The 15,527-nt window shown below is 66.7% G+C and carries 15 protein-coding genes and 2 pseudogenes; 1 reads left to right on the top strand and 16 read right to left on the bottom strand.

Annotated elements, in window-relative coordinates; all coding sequences use genetic code 11:
* Positions 1-10 precede the first annotated feature (10 nt).
* A pseudogene (locus U1737_RS07165) lies at positions 11-557 on the top strand (transposase family protein); the annotation flags it as partial.
* A 183-nt stretch (positions 558-740) separates the two neighbouring features.
* On the opposite strand, the pseudogene U1737_RS07160 reads toward U1737_RS07165, so the two are convergent.
* The 16 genes and pseudogenes from U1737_RS07160 to U1737_RS07085 form a co-directional block, all read right to left on the bottom strand.
* Positions 741-1,465 (bottom strand): annotated as a pseudogene (locus U1737_RS07160) (NAD(P)/FAD-dependent oxidoreductase); the annotation flags it as partial.
* Between the two features lie 198 nt (positions 1,466-1,663).
* A complete protein-coding gene (pcaF, locus tag U1737_RS07155; RefSeq protein WP_332796170.1) occupies positions 1,664-2,866 on the bottom strand; it encodes a 3-oxoadipyl-CoA thiolase in 1,203 nt (400 codons plus the stop codon).
* Entirely contained in the window at positions 2,866-4,056 is a 1,191-nt protein-coding gene (gene pcaDC, locus U1737_RS07150; protein WP_332796169.1) for a bifunctional 3-oxoadipate enol-lactonase/4-carboxymuconolactone decarboxylase PcaDC, read from the bottom strand. Before pcaDC ends, pcaF begins: the two co-directional genes overlap by 1 nt.
* 4 nt (positions 4,057-4,060) lie before the next feature.
* The gene (locus tag U1737_RS07145; RefSeq protein ID WP_332796168.1) at positions 4,061-5,197 is read right to left on the bottom strand and encodes a lyase family protein; all 1,137 of its coding nucleotides are present in this window, start codon (positions 5,195-5,197) and stop codon (positions 4,061-4,063) included.
* The gene (gene pcaG / locus U1737_RS07140; protein WP_332796167.1) at positions 5,194-5,886 is read right to left on the bottom strand and encodes a protocatechuate 3,4-dioxygenase subunit alpha; all 693 of its coding nucleotides are present in this window, start codon (positions 5,884-5,886) and stop codon (positions 5,194-5,196) included. The genes U1737_RS07145 and pcaG overlap by 4 nt, the downstream gene beginning before the upstream one ends.
* Positions 5,879-6,592 (bottom strand): protocatechuate 3,4-dioxygenase subunit beta, encoded by a 714-nt coding sequence (pcaH, locus tag U1737_RS07135; protein WP_332796166.1) that lies wholly within the window; start codon positions 6,590-6,592, stop codon positions 5,879-5,881. Before pcaH ends, pcaG begins: the two co-directional genes overlap by 8 nt.
* Complete coding sequence (locus U1737_RS07130) at positions 6,589-7,236, bottom strand: 3-oxoacid CoA-transferase subunit B (protein WP_332796165.1); 648 nt, start codon at positions 7,234-7,236, stop codon at positions 6,589-6,591. The genes pcaH and U1737_RS07130 overlap by 4 nt, the downstream gene beginning before the upstream one ends.
* Positions 7,233-7,946 (bottom strand): CoA transferase subunit A, encoded by a 714-nt coding sequence (locus U1737_RS07125; protein ID WP_332796164.1) that lies wholly within the window; start codon positions 7,944-7,946, stop codon positions 7,233-7,235. Before U1737_RS07125 ends, U1737_RS07130 begins: the two co-directional genes overlap by 4 nt.
* Before the next feature lie 40 nt (positions 7,947-7,986).
* Positions 7,987-8,973 carry a substrate-binding domain-containing protein gene (locus U1737_RS07120; RefSeq protein WP_332796163.1) on the bottom strand — a complete coding sequence of 329 codons (987 nt, stop codon included), beginning with the start codon at positions 8,971-8,973 and terminating at the stop codon, positions 7,987-7,989.
* Entirely contained in the window at positions 8,973-9,515 is a 543-nt protein-coding gene (locus U1737_RS07115; RefSeq protein ID WP_332796162.1) for a hypothetical protein, read from the bottom strand. The genes U1737_RS07120 and U1737_RS07115 overlap by 1 nt, the downstream gene beginning before the upstream one ends.
* A complete protein-coding gene (locus U1737_RS07110) occupies positions 9,512-10,546 on the bottom strand; it encodes a cupin domain-containing protein (RefSeq protein ID WP_332796161.1) in 1,035 nt (344 codons plus the stop codon). The genes U1737_RS07115 and U1737_RS07110 overlap by 4 nt, the downstream gene beginning before the upstream one ends.
* A 1-nt stretch (position 10,547) precedes the next feature.
* The gene (locus tag U1737_RS07105) at positions 10,548-11,456 is read right to left on the bottom strand and encodes a VOC family protein (RefSeq protein ID WP_332796160.1); all 909 of its coding nucleotides are present in this window, start codon (positions 11,454-11,456) and stop codon (positions 10,548-10,550) included.
* Positions 11,453-12,343 (bottom strand): alpha/beta hydrolase, encoded by an 891-nt coding sequence (locus U1737_RS07100; RefSeq protein ID WP_332796159.1) that lies wholly within the window; start codon positions 12,341-12,343, stop codon positions 11,453-11,455. Before U1737_RS07100 ends, U1737_RS07105 begins: the two co-directional genes overlap by 4 nt.
* On the bottom strand, positions 12,340-13,419 hold the full coding sequence (locus U1737_RS07095; RefSeq protein WP_332796158.1) for a Rieske 2Fe-2S domain-containing protein: 1,080 nt from the start codon (positions 13,417-13,419) through the stop codon (positions 12,340-12,342). Before U1737_RS07095 ends, U1737_RS07100 begins: the two co-directional genes overlap by 4 nt.
* A gap of 49 nt (positions 13,420-13,468) precedes the next feature.
* Complete coding sequence (locus U1737_RS07090) at positions 13,469-14,491, bottom strand: MBL fold metallo-hydrolase (RefSeq protein WP_332796157.1); 1,023 nt, start codon at positions 14,489-14,491, stop codon at positions 13,469-13,471.
* An 11-nt stretch (positions 14,492-14,502) separates the two neighbouring features.
* Entirely contained in the window at positions 14,503-15,495 is a 993-nt protein-coding gene (locus tag U1737_RS07085) for an MBL fold metallo-hydrolase (protein ID WP_332796156.1), read from the bottom strand.
* Positions 15,496-15,527 lie beyond the last annotated feature (32 nt).

Here is a 15,527-nt window from a genome sequence, read left to right as displayed (position 1 = left end):
AGGAAGCCGTATGGCACAAGTACGTCACGGGAGCGCCACGACCAAGCAACGCCGTCCGAGCAGCAATACCTTGATCGCAAACTTCGCTCTCGGCGCTGAGCCGAGAGGTGTGGATTTACCCGAAGACGGTGGCGAAATGGCGCAAGCGGGCAACGGTTGAGGAGCTGAAGACCGGGCCGAAGGCCCTCACTCCACGACCCTAACCGAAGGAGGCAGGGGTCATTGCATTCCGGCGTCACATATTACTGCCGCTCGACGATCGCCTCTATGCGTTGCAGCCGACGATCCTGCATCTGACACGGTCAGCGCTGCACCGCTGCTTGCCGCGGCACGTCATCTTCCGCCTGCCGGACATCGAGAGCGACAAACCAAAGCGTCAGCGCTTTAAGCGCTACCCCATCGGCCTCTTCTACATGAATATCGCCGAGGTTCAGACCGCCGAAGGCGCGCTCTACTTATTCGTCGGCATTGACCGTCCCAGCAAGTTCGCGGTCGATAAGGCTGACAGGCGGACGGCTTGGGAGTTCCTCGACCATCTGCTGAAAGCTGTACCTTACCGGGCCACCCCACGGTGATGGAATATATCCGCCAGGGCGCTGACGAAAACGTCTTGCTGAATGACACGGTCGCCGAACTGACCGGCGTGTTGGGCGGCTGACATGGCGGACGCCCGCAGCAAGACGCTGGCGCGCATCCACAACGTCCGCACGCTCCAACTCAGCCTGATCTGCGCCGATGAAGATGCCAATGCCTACGAGCGCAATATCGGCCGGCAGTACGTCGCCGTTGGTAAGCCGAACGCCGGTGACGCGCCCGTTGCCTTCGAGGGAGGAAACCGCCGTCGCCAGGAGGATATCTATCCCATGCGCGCGATGTGCCGCCTTGTAGAAACACGACAGTTGTTCACCGGCGACCCGTGCCAGGACGCGGTCGAGCGCCTCGACGACGGCCACCTGCTTACTGAACTCGGGCAGAGCGGCGGCGGCTTCCAGGCCGATATAGTCTCCGCCGATGACGACGATGCGGGCGGCATAGTCTAGCTCGTTCAGCAATTGATCCACGTCGACGCGGGTGCGCACCGCGTGGACCCCTCGAGATCGCCGCCTTCGCACGCCAGCCGACGCGGGTGGCCGCCCGCCGCCCAGATCAGCGTGCTATAGCCGATCATGGTTCCGTCGGCGCGGGTGACGATATGCCCGTTGGCATCGACCGCATCGATGCGGCGGCCGAGCAGCAGGTCGATCCGACGTTCGGGCCAGAAGCCGAGCGGACGGATAAGGATCCGCTCGAACGTCTTCGCTCCGACAAGATAATCCTTCGACAAGGGCGGGCGTTCGTAGGGAAGATCGAAATCTTCGCCGAGCAGCGCGACGCTGCCTTCGAACTTGATCTGGCGCAGCGCGATCGCCGCCTGTGCGCCGCCATGGCCGGCTCCGACGATTAGAGTGTCGAAACGGTCGCTCACAGGTACGTCTGGGATGCGATCGTCTTTCGGATAGTCAGTCAATGATCTCAATCTCCTTGTGATCGGTGTCGCGCAATAGGACGGGCACCTCGTTCTAGGCGATCGTCCGGTCAATCAGCAGCCGGGGTCGCGCGCTCCCCGCATCGACATCGGGCTTTAACAGGCGTCGATCGGGATATCGTAGCGTTCGCGGCCTGATTAGACCCGCTCGATCAACATCGCGATCCCCTGTCCCACGCCGATGCACATGCACGCCATCGCATAGTGGCCACCGCTGCGGTGAAGCTGCTCGGTCGCGGTCATCACGATGCGCGCGCCCGACATGCCAAGCGGATGGCCCAGCGCGATCGCGCCGCCATTGGGATTGACGCGCGAGTCGGCGGGGTCGACGGCCAGATCGCGCAGCACCGCGATCGCCTGCGCGGCGAACGCCTCGTTCAGTTCGATCAGGTCGAGCTGGTCGATGCCGATCCCGCCGACCGCCAATGCTTTGCGCACCGCCTGGATCGGGCCGACGCCCATTACCCGCGGCGCCACGCCCGCCACCGCCATCGCCACGATCCGCGCGCGCGGGGTCAGCCCGTGCCGCGCGGCGGCCGCCTCCGACGCGACGAGCATCGCCGCGGCGCCGTCGTTGAGCCCCGATGCATTGCCCGCGGTGACGGTGCCGTCGGCATGGACGACCGGCTTGAGCCTGGCCAGCGCCTCGAGGCTCGTCGCGCGCGGATGCTCGTCCTTCGAAACGACGACCGGCTCGCCCTTCTTCTGGGGCAGGCTGACGGGCACGATCTCTGCGGCGAAGCGGCCGGATGCTTGTGCGGCGGCCGCCTTTTGCTGGCTGGCGAGCGCGAACGCGTCCTGCTTCTCGCGGCTGACCTGCCATTCCTTGGCGACGTTCTCAGCGGTCTCGGGCATCGAATCGACGCCATGCGCGTGGCGCATCGCAGGGTTGACGAAGCGCCAGCCTAGCGTCGTGTCCTCGATCTTCTGCGTGCGGTCGAACGCGCCCGCAGCCTTCCCGAGCACATACGGCGCGCGAGTCATCTGCTCGACACCGCCTGCGATCATCAGAGCCGCGTCGCCGCTGCGGATCGCCTGCGCGGCGATACCGACCGCGTTGAGGCCGGACCCGCAGAGTCGGTTGACCGTCGCGCCGGGCACGTCGACGGGCAGCCCGGCGAGCAGTGTCGCCATCCGCGCGACGTTGCGATTGTCCTCGCCCGCCTGGTTCGCGCAGCCAAGGATGCAATCCTCCACCGCCGCCCAGTCGACCCCGGCATTGCGCTCGACCAGCGCCTTGATCGGTAGCGCGGCGAGATCATCCGCGCGGATCGTCGACAACGCGCCGTTCAGCCGACCGATCGGGGTGCGGATCGCATCGCAGATGAAAGCGTCGGGCATCAGGAATTCCCATCGGAGGAAGAGTCGAGGTCGGCGATGATGCGGCCGGCCTCCGCGAAACCGGTGTTGGCCGCGGGCACGCCGGCATAGATGGCAGTCTGCATCAGCACTTCCTTCAGTTCGTCGCGCGTGAAGCCGTCGCGCACGAGCCCGGTGCGGACGTGCAGCGCAAACTCCTCCCAGCGACCAAGGCTCGCGGTGATCGCAACCACCATCAACCGGCGGGTGCGATCGTCGAGCCCGGGGCGACCCCAGATCTCGTGCCAGGCGATCCGGGTGATCATAGCCTGGAAATCGGCATTGAACGGCGTTCGCGCCGCGAGCGACGTGTCGACCCAGGCATCGCCGAGCACGCGACGGCGATTACGCAGCCCCGCCTCGAACAGCATGCCGGACGCATCGGCGTTCGCATCGGGCTGGAGGTAAGCGATCAGCGCCGCCGCCAGCGCGCCCGGCGCCTCGACCGGCGCGAGATGCGCGGCGTCGAGATGGACGACCTGCGCGTGGCGGATCGCGGCGGCGATCCGCTCGCCATGCCCCGCGAACGGTGTCGACGTATCGCGGTCGCCCGCCACCACGAGCACCGGCAGCGACAGCCCGGACAGGCGATCGATCACCGCCATGTCGCGGATCGCCGCGCCGGCGCCGGCATAGCCGTCCGCGGCCATCGTCGTCAGGCCACGGCGCAGGCCGGCCGCAGTCGCGGGATGCGTCCGCACAAAGCCCGGCGACAAGAACCGCCCAATCGCGAGATCCGCGATTGCGGCAGTGCCGCCAGCGCGCACGGCCGCGACCCGATCCGTCCACACCGCCGCATCCATCGTCGCCGAGGTGCAGATTAGCGCAATTGCGGTGACCCGCCCAGGAAAATCCAGCGCCATCTGCATCGCGATCATGCCGCCGAGCGACACGCCTGCCACCGCCGCGCTCGCAATCCCGGCGGCGTCCATCGCCGCGACGACATCGGCGGCCAGCATGGGCAAGTCGTAATCGCCGGCCGGCGCGTCCGACGCACCGTGTCCGCGGGTATCGAACCGGAGCACGCGGAACCGGCCGGTGAGCGCAGGCACGCACCCGTCCCACAGCGCCATGTCGGTGCCGATCGAGTTGAGCAGCACGAGCGGCGGCGCGGCATCGCCGCCGTCCAGCTTCCAGTACAGGCGCACGCCGTCACGCGTTATGAAAGGCACGACGTCAATCCTTTTCCGATAGCAGCGCAACGACGAGCGCAACACTGTCCGCGATATCATTGCCCTGCCCCGCCGCGGCCAGATTGCGCCCGATTGCCGCGTCGTCGATCTTCAGACCTTGCGCGACCACCGCCATCGCCTCCGCCGCTCCCGACGCGAGCAGGAACAGGTCGACCAGCATCGGCCCCTCCGCCTGCCAGCCGCCGATGCCGCGCTCCTCCTCGGCGGACATCGCGGCGAGGATGCCCGCGACCAGCCCCGGCGCGCGGATCGCGGCTGACAGCGCGACCTGACATCCGGTCGGGTTGCGCTTGTGCGCCATTGCCGACGATCCACCGCGACCAGCCACCGCCGGCTCGCGCGCCTCGCCGATCGCATTCTGCGACAGCAGCGCGACGTCGCGCGCCATCTTGGCGAGCGCGCCGATCAGGATGCCGAGCGCGGCGGCGATCCCGGCGATGCCTTCGCGGCGGGCGTGCCAAGGCGGCGCATCCGCCAGTTCGAGCGCCGCCGCCAGCCGCCGCGCGACCGCTGCCGCGCTGTCTGTTTGACCTGGACGCGTGCCCGCCGCGCCGCCCCATTGCAGCGCCGCGCTCGACGCGACTTCGCGCTCGACCCGGCGCGCAGCGGCGGCGATGCCCGCGTGCCACTGCGCGATCCGAAGGCCAAAGCCGATCGGCTGCGCATCCTGCAACAAGGTGCGACCGATCGCAGGCGTCTGCGCCCAATCCTGCGCGAGCGGGGTCAGAGCTGCCGTGATCCGCGTTACATCGTCGAGCAGCAATCGCGTGGCCTGCCGTACCTGGCGCATCAAGGCGGTCTCCGCGACGTCCTGGCTGGTCGCGCCACGATGAAGCGCCTCGGCGGCGTCGCCGTGCAACGAGGCGCGCAATCGCGCGATCAACGGGATCGCCAGGGTGCCCGCAAGCGCCGCCGCCTCCGCCAGTTCGGCCGGATCAATCACGAAGCCGTGGACCGCGGACGCGATTGCCTGCGCCGCCTCCGTCGAGATCACCCCCTCCGCCGCCTGCGCAGCCGCCAGCGCCGCTTCGAAGCCGAGAGCTTCGGCGATCGTGGCGGCGTCGTCGAACACCGCGATCATCGCAGGCGTCGCGACCGGGCGGGTGCGCAACAGGCTCACAGGTCGAAGAACACCGTCTCGTCGTCGCCGCCGAGCCGCAAGTCGAGCCACCAGACGCGGTCGTCGCGGCGTTTCGAGATCAGCGTGCCGCGGCGATCGACGGGCACGCAGGCGAGGATCGGATCGTCGTCGTTGCCCGAGGCACCCTCGAAATAGATTCGAGTCGCGAGCCGCTTGATGATCCCACGCCCGAACAGCGAGACCGCGAGATGCGGCGCCTGGAGCGCGTTGCCCGGGCCGGGCACGCGACCCGGCAGGATCGTGCAAAAGCGATACACGCCCTCCGCATCGGTGGAGGCCCGGCCGAAACCGATGAAGTGCGGATCGATGGCCACATCGTCGCGCCCATCGTCCCGACTGTTGTAGCGTCCCGCCGCGTTGGCCTGCCAGATTTCGACCATCGCATCGACCACCGGCATGTCCTCGGTATCGAGGATTCGGCCCGCGACCTCGATTACCTCGCCCTGCGGCGTGCCGGTCGGAGAGGACAGGTTGAGCACCCAGTGCTGCTCGTCGAACAGATCGGCACGTGCGCCCATCTCCGACTTGCCGACCAGATCCGCGCCGCCCTTCCAGGGCAGGCCGTAATGGAAGAACGGGCCGACCGTCTGGCTGGGGGTCTGGCCGAAGATAGCCGGATCCTGATTGTCCCGGCGCGACCCGGGTTGCAGCGCCTCGAGATCAGTCATGATGATCATCTTCGAACGGAGTTTGCTCGCGCCCTTTCAGGACGACGTCGAACAGATAGCCGAGCGCCCAGTTGGGCATCGTCGTCGCGATGTCGAACCGGCTGACGAGCCGCTGGCGATAGGGCATCGGCACCGCATTGGCGATCGGATCGATCTCGATCAGCGGATCATCCGGGAAATAGAGTTGCGTCACCAGCCGGGTCGCGAACGCAGGGCCGAGCAGCGACAGATGGATATGCGCGGGGCGCCAGGCATTGCGGTGGTTGCCCCAAGGATAGGCGCCGGGGCGGACCGTGACGAAGCGATAGCGCCCCTCCGCGTCGGTCACCACCCGGCCCGCACCCGTGAAGTTAGGATCGAGCGGCGCATCCCATTGATCGCGGACGTGGACGTAGCGTCCCGCCGCGTTCGCCTGCCAGATCTCCATGACGGTGTCGGGCACCGGCCGGCCCTGTTCGTTGAGCACGCGACCCGACACGACGATGCGCTGGCCGATCGGCGTGCCGCGATGCTGGGTGGTGAGGTCGGCGAGCGCGGACCCCATCAGCCGATCCCAGGCGCCGCTGGGCCCGGTCGTCTCGGTCAGCGTCTGCGGCGTGCGGATCGGCGGCTGGCTCGGCGCGCGCAGGACGGTCGAGCGATAGTCCGCGAAAAGTGATGGCGGTGCGCCCGCATCGTCGCGCGAATAGGGGACGACGCCGCTCATGCCGCGATGCTTTCGGCAACCGCAAAGTCGGCCCCGGTCTTGGCGCGGACCTCGTCGAGCGTGACGCCCGGCGCGAGCTCGACGAGTCGCAGCCCCGGCTTGTCGCAGGCCATGACGCACAGATCGGTGACGATCAGGTCGACGCAGGCTTTGCCGGTCAGCGGCAGCGTGCAGGCATGCAGGATCTTGGGCACGCCCGCCTTGTTGGCGTGATCCATCACGACCACCACGCGCTTGACTCCAGCGACCAGATCCATCGCGCCGCCCATGCCCTTCACCATCTTCCCCGGGATTGTCCAGTTGGCGATGTCGCCGCCCTCGCTGACCTCCATTGCGCCGAGCACCGCCATGTCGATGTGGCCGCTGCGGATCATCGCGAAACTGTCCGCCGAGGAGAAGAAGGAAGACGTCGGCAGCGCGGTGATCGTCTGCTTGCCCGCATTGATGAGATCGGGATCGACCGCGTCGCGCGTCGGGAACGGCCCGATGCCGAGCATCCCGTTCTCGGACTGCAGCGTTACATCTAGCCCCTTGGGGACGTAGTTCGCCACGAGCGTAGGTATGCCGATGCCCAGATTGACGTAGAACCCGTCCTGCAGCTCCTGCGCGGCACGCGCCGCCATCTGCTCACGATTCCAGCTCATCGAACGGTCTCCTCCTCGCGAAGTGTCAGCTTTTCGATCCGCTTCTCGTTGATGGTGCTCAGCACGATGCGGTCGACATATATGCCGGGCGTGTGGATGCAGTCGGGATCGAGCGACCCGGCGGGTACGATCTCCTCGACCTCGACCACCGTCACCTTGCCCGCGGTCGCCATGTTGGGGTTGAAGTTGCGCGCGGTCTTGCGGAACATCAAATTGCCCACCGGATCCGCACGCCACGCCTTGACGATCGACAGGTCGGCGCGCAGCCATGTCTCGCGGACATAGTCCTCGCCCTCGAACGTCTCGATCGGCTTGCTTTCGGCGACAACGGTGCCGACGCCCGTCTTGGTGTAGAAGGCGGGGATGCCCGCACCGCCCGCGCGGATCCGTTCGGCCAGCGTCCCTTGCGGGTTTAGCTCCAGCGCAAGCTCGCCCGAAAGATATTGTTGCTCGAACAGCTTGTTCTCACCGACATAGCTCGCGATCATCCGGGCAATCTGCCGCGTCTCGAGCAGCATCCACAGGCCGAAGCCGTCCGCGCCCGCATTGTTCGAGACGACGGTCAGGTCGCGCACGCCGCTCGCGCGGATCTCAGGGATCAGGCTTTCGGGGTTGCCCGACAGGCCGAACCCGCCCGACATTATCGTCATGCCATCGAACAGCAGTCCGTCGAGCGCGGCGGCGGGGCTGTCGTAGATCTTGCTCTTCATCGTACCCTCAATCTTAGTGCTGCCGCGAAGGAGACAGACGTCACTCGAACAGTTGTTCGATACGCAACCCGTCGCGTACGCTGCCGTCAGCCACGGCGTACCGAAGCATCGTCGATATCGCGGCCCGGTTCGGCTCGATCCCGTAGGTCCACGGATCATGATCGAATACGGCGCGGACATGTGCTGCATGGGTCGTGATCCACGGCAGCATAATCTTAGGGAAGTCACGGGTTACGATATCATTCGCCGCCAATCGCCGCGCCTCGTCGAATGCGCGGAACAGCAGGTTGGAAAGCCCAGGGTGCGCGTCCAGCAGCGCACGCTTGACGACCAAGACATGCATGATCGGGAATATGCCCGTTTGGTGCCACCAGGCGAGTTCCTCGCTCTTAAAATCGGGCCAAAGACGAGTTACTGGTACGTCGGGATCGGCATGGCAGCGTGGGGCGGTTGGGCTGATAACCGCATCGACAAGGCCGTCGCGCAGCAACTGGTCCAGGGTGGATGCGGACCGTTCGAGCCGGATGCCGTGCCCTACTGTCACCGGCGCGCGGTCGTCGAGAACGGGGGCGTGCAATCCCGCCGCAACCCAGCGCACGCTCTCGCGCGGCACGCCGTGATCATCGGCGAGAATTCCGCGAATCCACAGCGCCGCGGTCTGTTGAAAATCGATTAGGCCGATCGTCCGTCCCGCTAGGTCCGCCGCGCGGGTGATTCCCCGATCGCTGCGCACGTACAGGTTGGAATGTCGAAAACTGCGCGATGGAAATACCGGCAGGCCGACATAATCGCGTCGCCCCGCCGCCACCGCGGCAATGTGCGAGGACATTGACAGCTCGGCTACATCGTAGGTTCCATCCCGCAGAACCGTTCGGAACAGCGTCTGCGCCTCGACGATGGAGATGTGGGCATCGAACCCGGGTATACCAACGCGCCCGTCGAGAAACGCTTCGACCCGGTCGGAAAAGAGGGATCCGATCGAAAGCGGCCGGGCAGCCGTCTTGTAGCCGGCGTCAGTTCCCGGCATCACTGTACGCTCCTAGGATGCACAGCGTCGATCGGGGAGACGCGCATAATCAGGTGCGTGACGGCGAATGCCGCGACCAGCGCGCCCAGTAGGGCGCCATAGCCGGTCTTAAAGACATAAACCGATCCCAGTGACCATTCCGCCGGCCCCAGCCGTGGCAGCAGCACGGCCTGCAGACCAACCGCCACGACAGTAACGATCGCCGCCCAGCCGACCGACGTGCCGAGGATTACGGCCTTCCCCGGCGGTGCGATAAGGACCGGGACCAGGCCACATCCGGCCAGAAGTTTCTTGCGGGTCAGCAAACGCGGAACCAGCAGGCTCATGAGCGTTACCATGAACGTCTGCGGTGCGGCATCGAACACCAGGCCGGCCGCCCCGCCGACTGGCACACGCGCCTGACCTCCGAACATGAGATAGGTGAACGCCAGACTGAGCGCCGCGTTGATGACCGCGGCGATCGCAGTCTCCTTCGCGACATGGCGACGCAGCGCGGTATGCTGCGCCGGACCTGCCGCACTGCCGTTCACCTGGGTGCTCATGGCTCGATCGTGCAATCGAGACCTGAAGCACCAGCGAGCCGTTCGCGTTCCGTCGGGATGTCGCAGGTGCCGGTGAAGCAGAACGCGCTGGTCGGCATGCCGTGATCCCAGATCCGTCCGCCATTGCCATTGGCCGAACAGGCGAGCCAACGCGCCGTGCCGCTGGTGATGCGGGTCGCATACCGCGTGCCCGCCGGTATGTTCACCCCGTCGCCGGCGTGGACGCGGTGTTCGACCCCGTCCAGCGTGACGACGACTTCGCCCGCCAGCATGAACAGGAAGGTCGTCGTCGTATTATGCGACATCGTCGGCATCGCGGTGCCCGACGGCCCTTCGACAAGCCGGAAATCGGCGATTTCGGCGCACTGGTCCCCCGTCATGATCGACGTCACCAGATGACCCAACAGGTGACGCCGCGTCCCATGCCCCGCGTCGAGGAAATACGAACTGTTCCCGTTCGGCAGGGCCTGATCGTCCGGACCGATCGGCGTCGCCGAGGCGTACGTCGCGTCGGACACCGGGTGAACGTCGTTGTTCGCCATCGCCGGGCCCATGCGTCGGAAATCGAACGGGTGGCCTTCGGGTGGCAGCGCGGTCATGCCCCACACTTCGCCAGCCTCTACGAAGAAGCGTTCCCAACCGCCGGGGGCCACGATGCCGAAGAAACTGCTGCGCGGTGCCAAGCTCTGGTAGGCGTGGATATCGCGCGGCTTCACATACGCGAAGTCGCCCGGACTAAGCACGCGGCTCTGTTCGTTGCACCACACCTGGATCTTGCCGCGCAGGCAGAACCACGTGTCGTGTTCGCGTTCATGATAGTGCAGCGGGATCGGCTGGCGATCTGACGGCAACTCGCCGAGCATCGCGCCGAAGCCGCCTGCGGTCTCGTCGGTTCCGGCGAGCGTATAGACGATCTGGCCCGCGGCATTATGGCGCAGCCCCTCGCCGTAACGCACGACATAGGGCACGGCCGCGCCGGGTAGGCGACCGGTCAGGTCTGTGGTCGTCGGCTGGCTCTGGGTGTCGGTCATGTCAATTGTCTCCAGCATGGGTATCGGCAAACGGAATGGCGAGCTGTGCCGCCTTGCACGCGCCGGTCTTTGGCGGGCAGATGCCCCATTGGTCGGTGCGGCCGGGTGGCCATGTCCAGTCCTCGGGGCCCCCGACGCGGTAGCCGTCGTCGACCTGGAGCACCTCTGCCGTATGTTCGACGACGAAGCCGTCGGGCGATACGAAATAGGCGAAGACGTTGTCGCCCGGCCCGTGCCGCCCCGGACCCCAGCCGATCGGGTCGCCCCGGTCCACCATCCTCCCCGAGGCGATCATCACGCCTTCCCAACTCGGGAGCAGGAAGGCGACGTGGTTGAGCGTGTTGACCGGCGCGTCGGCGATCACCACCGTGTGATGGTCGCTGTTGGTGCGGACGAAACCCATCATCTTTGACCGGTCCGTGAGCTTGAAGCCCATCCCCTCGACATAGAAGCCGATGTCGCGCGCGACGTCGTCGCTGTTGATGTTGACGTGGGCCAGCCGCTCGGGCCGCCCCTGATCGCCGGGTAGAGGCGTGGCGCGATCGTCGTGCTGGACCACCCGCACCGTACGACCCACCCGATCCCGCGCGGCGAAGCCGATGCCGCCGCCATGATCGTTGATCGGACCGATGGCCCGCGCCGTCGAACCCGTCGCGGCGGCCATGTGCCATGCGAGGGCCTCGAGATCGGCGGCGGGGGCGGCGCGGTAGGTCGTCGACCGGCAGGCGGCGTCGCCGCCGTGGAGTGCGAGGACATGGCAGTCGCTGCCCGTTGCACGGAGCCATGCGGACCCGCCGGAACGGTCCGCCAGGTCGAGGCCCCAGACCCGCGTGTAGAAGTCGACGGCACGATCCACGTCGGGAACGTGGAAATCGACTGATCGCAGCATTTCGATGGGAAAGTCTGTCACGCGGTTTGTCCAGTCGTGATGGGAGCGCAGCGGTCGTCGATGAAACGAAGGACGGCGTCGGCGACCCGCGTGTCCTGCGTTCCCATATGCATCGCCAGCGAGAAGTGATTGTGATCGGCGGCCACCATCGCGGGGGGAAGCGGCCGGCCCAGCGCCGCGAAGCGCGCCAGCAGGCCGATGAACTCGGCCTGGAAGCGGGGTGGATCATATTCCGCGCACAGGACGAACAGCGGCGTGTCGGTCCGGGCCAGCGCATCGGCACTGACGGTCGCGGCATGACCCGCGGGATCGACCCCGTAGTACAGCAGGTCGCGTTCGGCATCGACATAGGGCTCGATTCCGTACAGTCCCGACAATAGCACCGCACCGGCGATCGGCACCGACGCGCGTATCTGCAACAGCGTCGCGATGTGCGCGGCACCGGCCGAGGTGCCGATTACGACGATGCGGTCGGGATCCCCACCGCGGGCAGCCGCGTGTTCGCGCAGCCAGTCGACCGCCAGCCCGACATCCTCGCCACCGGCGGGAAAGACGTGGTCGGGCGCGAGCCGGTAGTTGACGACCACACCAAGCATTCCGTGCGTCGCGGCAAAGCTGCCCATATGGGCCTCGAACGGGTGAGATGGGTTGCGCTTGGCACCCCGCCGGAACCCGCCGCCGTGGACGAAGATTAGCACTGGGACGCCGGCCCCGAGCGTCGACGAGGGGCGATAGAGGTCCATCACCTGACGTGGATCGGGCCCATAGGCGACATCCGTCTCGGTTGCCGGGTACCTGTTGGCCAGGTCGCGCTGAGCTTCGTCGTACAGCGCATGCACGTCGCGCATCATCGCCGGTCCGATTTCGCGGCCCATGTCGGCCAGCGTGCTGCGGTAGCCGCTGTTCACGGCATTGCTCGCGGCAACGCCTGCTCGGCGGCGATCCGTCGGGCCAGTTCGCGACGGGCGAGCACCGCCGCCTTGTCGACGGGCAGCAACGCTGGTTTGAGGTCGCTGAGATCGGCGTCGCCGATCATCGCTTGTTGCGCATCGATCATCGGCTTGTCCTCGGTAGTGAACACGCGTTGCAGGTTTGCGAAGAACAGGCTTGCGGTTTCGGCGTCGACCCGATCGCGAGCGACGCTAGCGACGAAGAAATAATGGCTGCTCGACGTCGTTTCCGGTGTGAATAGGTGCAGCGTCTGCGACCCGGACTGCCACGGTTCGGCGTCGTCCGCCGTGTCGACCGTCACGGTAAGCACCAGGTTCGCCGGGGCATACCACGTTACGCGAAGCGAGCGGTTCACCCGCCGGCCGCCCACGCGGTAGACGCGCGCAATGCCCTCGGGCAGCATCTCGTCCTTCATGTGGCGCGTCGTCGTGACGGTGCCGTCGCCTTGCGTGACCTCAACCTTCGCCCGGCTTACTTCGGGCGTGCCGAGGCTCGGGTGCAGGAACTCGATGTGGCTGAGATCGAGGATGTTGTCGCTCATCAACTCGTAATTGGCGCGGCCGTGGATATAGCCAAAACCGATGTGGAACCCGGCGGGGTTGAGCCCGTCATACGCCGGGATCGTTGTACGATCGGCACTGGCGGGGTCGCCCGGCCAGACCCAGAGGAGGCCACAGCGCTCCTCGACGGGATAGGCGGGGACGGACAGCGACGCCGGCAGGGCCCCGGAGCCGTGCGGATTGTGCACGCAGCGGCCCGATGCGTCGAACGCAAGCCCGTGATAGGCGCAGCGCACGCTGTTTCCGCACAACGTTCCCATGCTCAGCGGCGCAAACCGGTGAGGACAGCGGTTACCGATCGCCGCGGGGCGGCCATCCACCTGGCGGAACAGCAGGACGGGGAGCCCGACGATCTTGCGCCCGACGAGCGCCCCGGCATCGATTTCGGTCGAAAAACCGGCGACGTACCACGCGTTCACGGCGAAGGGTGCCGCCGCGCGCGACCCCGACGATCCGGATGGTGCGGCGGTCATGCCGCCGGTCCTAGCGTCCATCGCTGCATCCCTCATTGCGGGTCATGCGTCAGAACCGGTCCATGTCCGCGGCCACCACGACCGGGCCCTTGAACGTCTGCTTGACCTGTTCGGCATAACCACCGGGTCCGTTGGGATCAGCCGAGGTGCCGCCCGCGAAGTGTGTCAGCACGACCCGCTTGACCCCGGCCTTTGCGGCCAGTTCGCCGACCTGCTGCGTGGTCAGGTGGTGCGTCGTCAGATGCTCCACCATCTGTTGCAGGGTCCGTGGATCGGTGATGCCAGCACGGCCGGAAATCCTATCGCGCGTGGTCTTGAGGTCGATCATCTCGCTTACCAGCAGGTCGGCTCCATTGGCCAGCCGCTCGACCGCCGCGCTCGGGCCGGTGTCCCCGGTGTAGACGATCGATCGGTCAGGCAGGTCAAATCGGTAGGACAGCGACGCGAACCGGCGGTCCATGTCGCTGCCGGCGGGAAACGAATAATGCGAATTGCGCACCGCGCGCACCGTCATGTCACCGACCTTGATGTTTTCGCCGCCGTTCAGTTCGATGATCGTGATTCCGGTCGACGGAAGGACTTCGCTTTCGCCGGGGATGCCGAATCCTGCCTCGGCGCTTGGCGTCATCGCCGCGAACAGACCCTCGACAAGCTGCCGGGTGCCGGGCGGGCCATAGATGGTAAGCGGACGAACCGTACGGGTCTGATTCCGCAGGCCCAGGACGCCGAACATGCCGCCGATGTGATCGAAGTGCAGATGGCTCAGCCAGATCGTCTGCAACGTCTGGAACGTCGCACCCGCGCCGATCGCGCGCGTCATGGCATTGTCCCCGGCATCGATCAGATGCGCCGCGCCGCCACGGACCAGCAGGTTGGCGGGTTCGCTGCGCGTCAGGCTCGGCATCGGGCCGCCCTGCGTTCCCAGCGTGACCCAGGCGTAGCGCTTGTCACCCTGGGGCCGATCGACGCCGGCGCGTGCGACCGGAGGCGCTGACTGTGCCGCCGTGATGCCGGGCGTGAGCGCCAGAAGTACGGCGGTCGCGGTAAGAAGGCGGGAAAATGTCCGTGTCATCATCATCACTTTCAAAAACGCTGCAGATCGGCACCGATAAGGACCCGACCGGCAAAATGGCGTTTGACCTCGGCCAAATCCGCCGGGGTCATAGTGCGCAGGTGCGACAGCACCAGGGTCTTGACCCCCGCCCGGGTAGCCAGCTTGCCCGCTTCGGCGGCGCTCAGATGCTCCTCGAGCATGTGCACGCGCACGTCGACCGGCACGCTGGCGATGTCCGCGGATCCGACGACCTCGCACACCAGGATGTCGGCACCATTGGCCAGTGCATCGACCGCGTCGCTCGGCCCCGTGTCGCCGGTGAAGACGACGACCTTGTCCGGCGTCTGGAACCGGTAGGCGAGGGATCGGGCCGCTGCCTTATCACGGGTCGACGCGGTGAAATGGGTGTTTTCGGCCGCAGTGACCGTCACCTTGGCATCGGCGAATACCGGCCCCGGCCCGACGTCGCGTCCGGATATTATGGTAGCCGGATCGGGCAGGCGGCGTTCGGCCCGACGGATGTCGGCGTTCGGCTGCATATAGGCGAGGATGCCGTCGGTCAGCCGCTTGGTCGACATCGGGCCGATGACGGCCAGCCCCTTGCTGCGCAGGGTATAGGCGAACGTCGCGAGGGCGGGCAGGCCGGCGGTGTGATCGTCGTGCAGATGCGTCAGGAACACGGTCGACACTGCCGTTTCGGGTACCCCGGCGCGGGCAAGTTCGCGGGTGACGCCTTCGCCAGCGTCGATCAGATAGTTCGTGCCGTCGACCGTGAGCAGGCTGGCGATACCCGCACGATCCACCAGGCCACCCGGACCGCCGCCGGTACCCAGCAGCGTCAGGGTGGTGCCGCGAGCGGGTGCCGGTGCCGGTGCTGACGACAATACCGAGGACGAGGCCGACCCGGAGGCCCCGGTGCGCGCTGGCACCTGGGCCGTGGCACAGGCCGATGCGCCCACGGCAAGCAGCAGCGCCGACATCAGGCGGGACGGCCGACGACGAAAGACCATGGTCGCGTTCATTGCGGGGGCTCCTTCCAGCGGGACATTCGGCA

The sequence above is a fragment of the Sphingomonas fucosidasi genome (assembly GCF_036663855.1).
Lineage (GTDB): Bacteria > Pseudomonadota > Alphaproteobacteria > Sphingomonadales > Sphingomonadaceae > Sphingomonas > Sphingomonas faeni_B.
Note: the sequence above shows the minus strand (reverse complement) of the source record. Positions and strands in the feature narration are given on the sequence as shown.

Coding starts and splice junctions, on each gene's coding strand:
- U1737_RS07095 (WP_332796158.1), bottom strand. CDS start 13,419: ATGACCGCCGCACCATCCGGATCGTCGGGGTCGCGCGCGGCGGCACCC.
- U1737_RS07115 (WP_332796162.1), bottom strand. CDS start 9,515: ATGAGCACCCAGGTGAACGGCAGTGCGGCAGGTCCGGCGCAGCATACC.
- U1737_RS07125 (WP_332796164.1), bottom strand. CDS start 7,946: ATGAAGAGCAAGATCTACGACAGCCCCGCCGCCGCGCTCGACGGACTG.
- U1737_RS07090 (WP_332796157.1), bottom strand. CDS start 14,491: ATGACACGGACATTTTCCCGCCTTCTTACCGCGACCGCCGTACTTCTG.
- U1737_RS07085 (WP_332796156.1), bottom strand. CDS start 15,495: ATGAACGCGACCATGGTCTTTCGTCGTCGGCCGTCCCGCCTGATGTCG.
- pcaF (WP_332796170.1), bottom strand. CDS start 2,866: ATGCCCGACGCTTTCATCTGCGATGCGATCCGCACCCCGATCGGTCGG.
- U1737_RS07120 (WP_332796163.1), bottom strand. CDS start 8,973: ATGCCGGGAACTGACGCCGGCTACAAGACGGCTGCCCGGCCGCTTTCG.
- pcaH (WP_332796166.1), bottom strand. CDS start 6,592: ATGAGCGGCGTCGTCCCCTATTCGCGCGACGATGCGGGCGCACCGCCA.
- pcaG (WP_332796167.1), bottom strand. CDS start 5,886: ATGACTGATCTCGAGGCGCTGCAACCCGGGTCGCGCCGGGACAATCAG.
- U1737_RS07130 (WP_332796165.1), bottom strand. CDS start 7,236: ATGAGCTGGAATCGTGAGCAGATGGCGGCGCGTGCCGCGCAGGAGCTG.
- U1737_RS07110 (WP_332796161.1), bottom strand. CDS start 10,546: ATGACCGACACCCAGAGCCAGCCGACGACCACAGACCTGACCGGTCGC.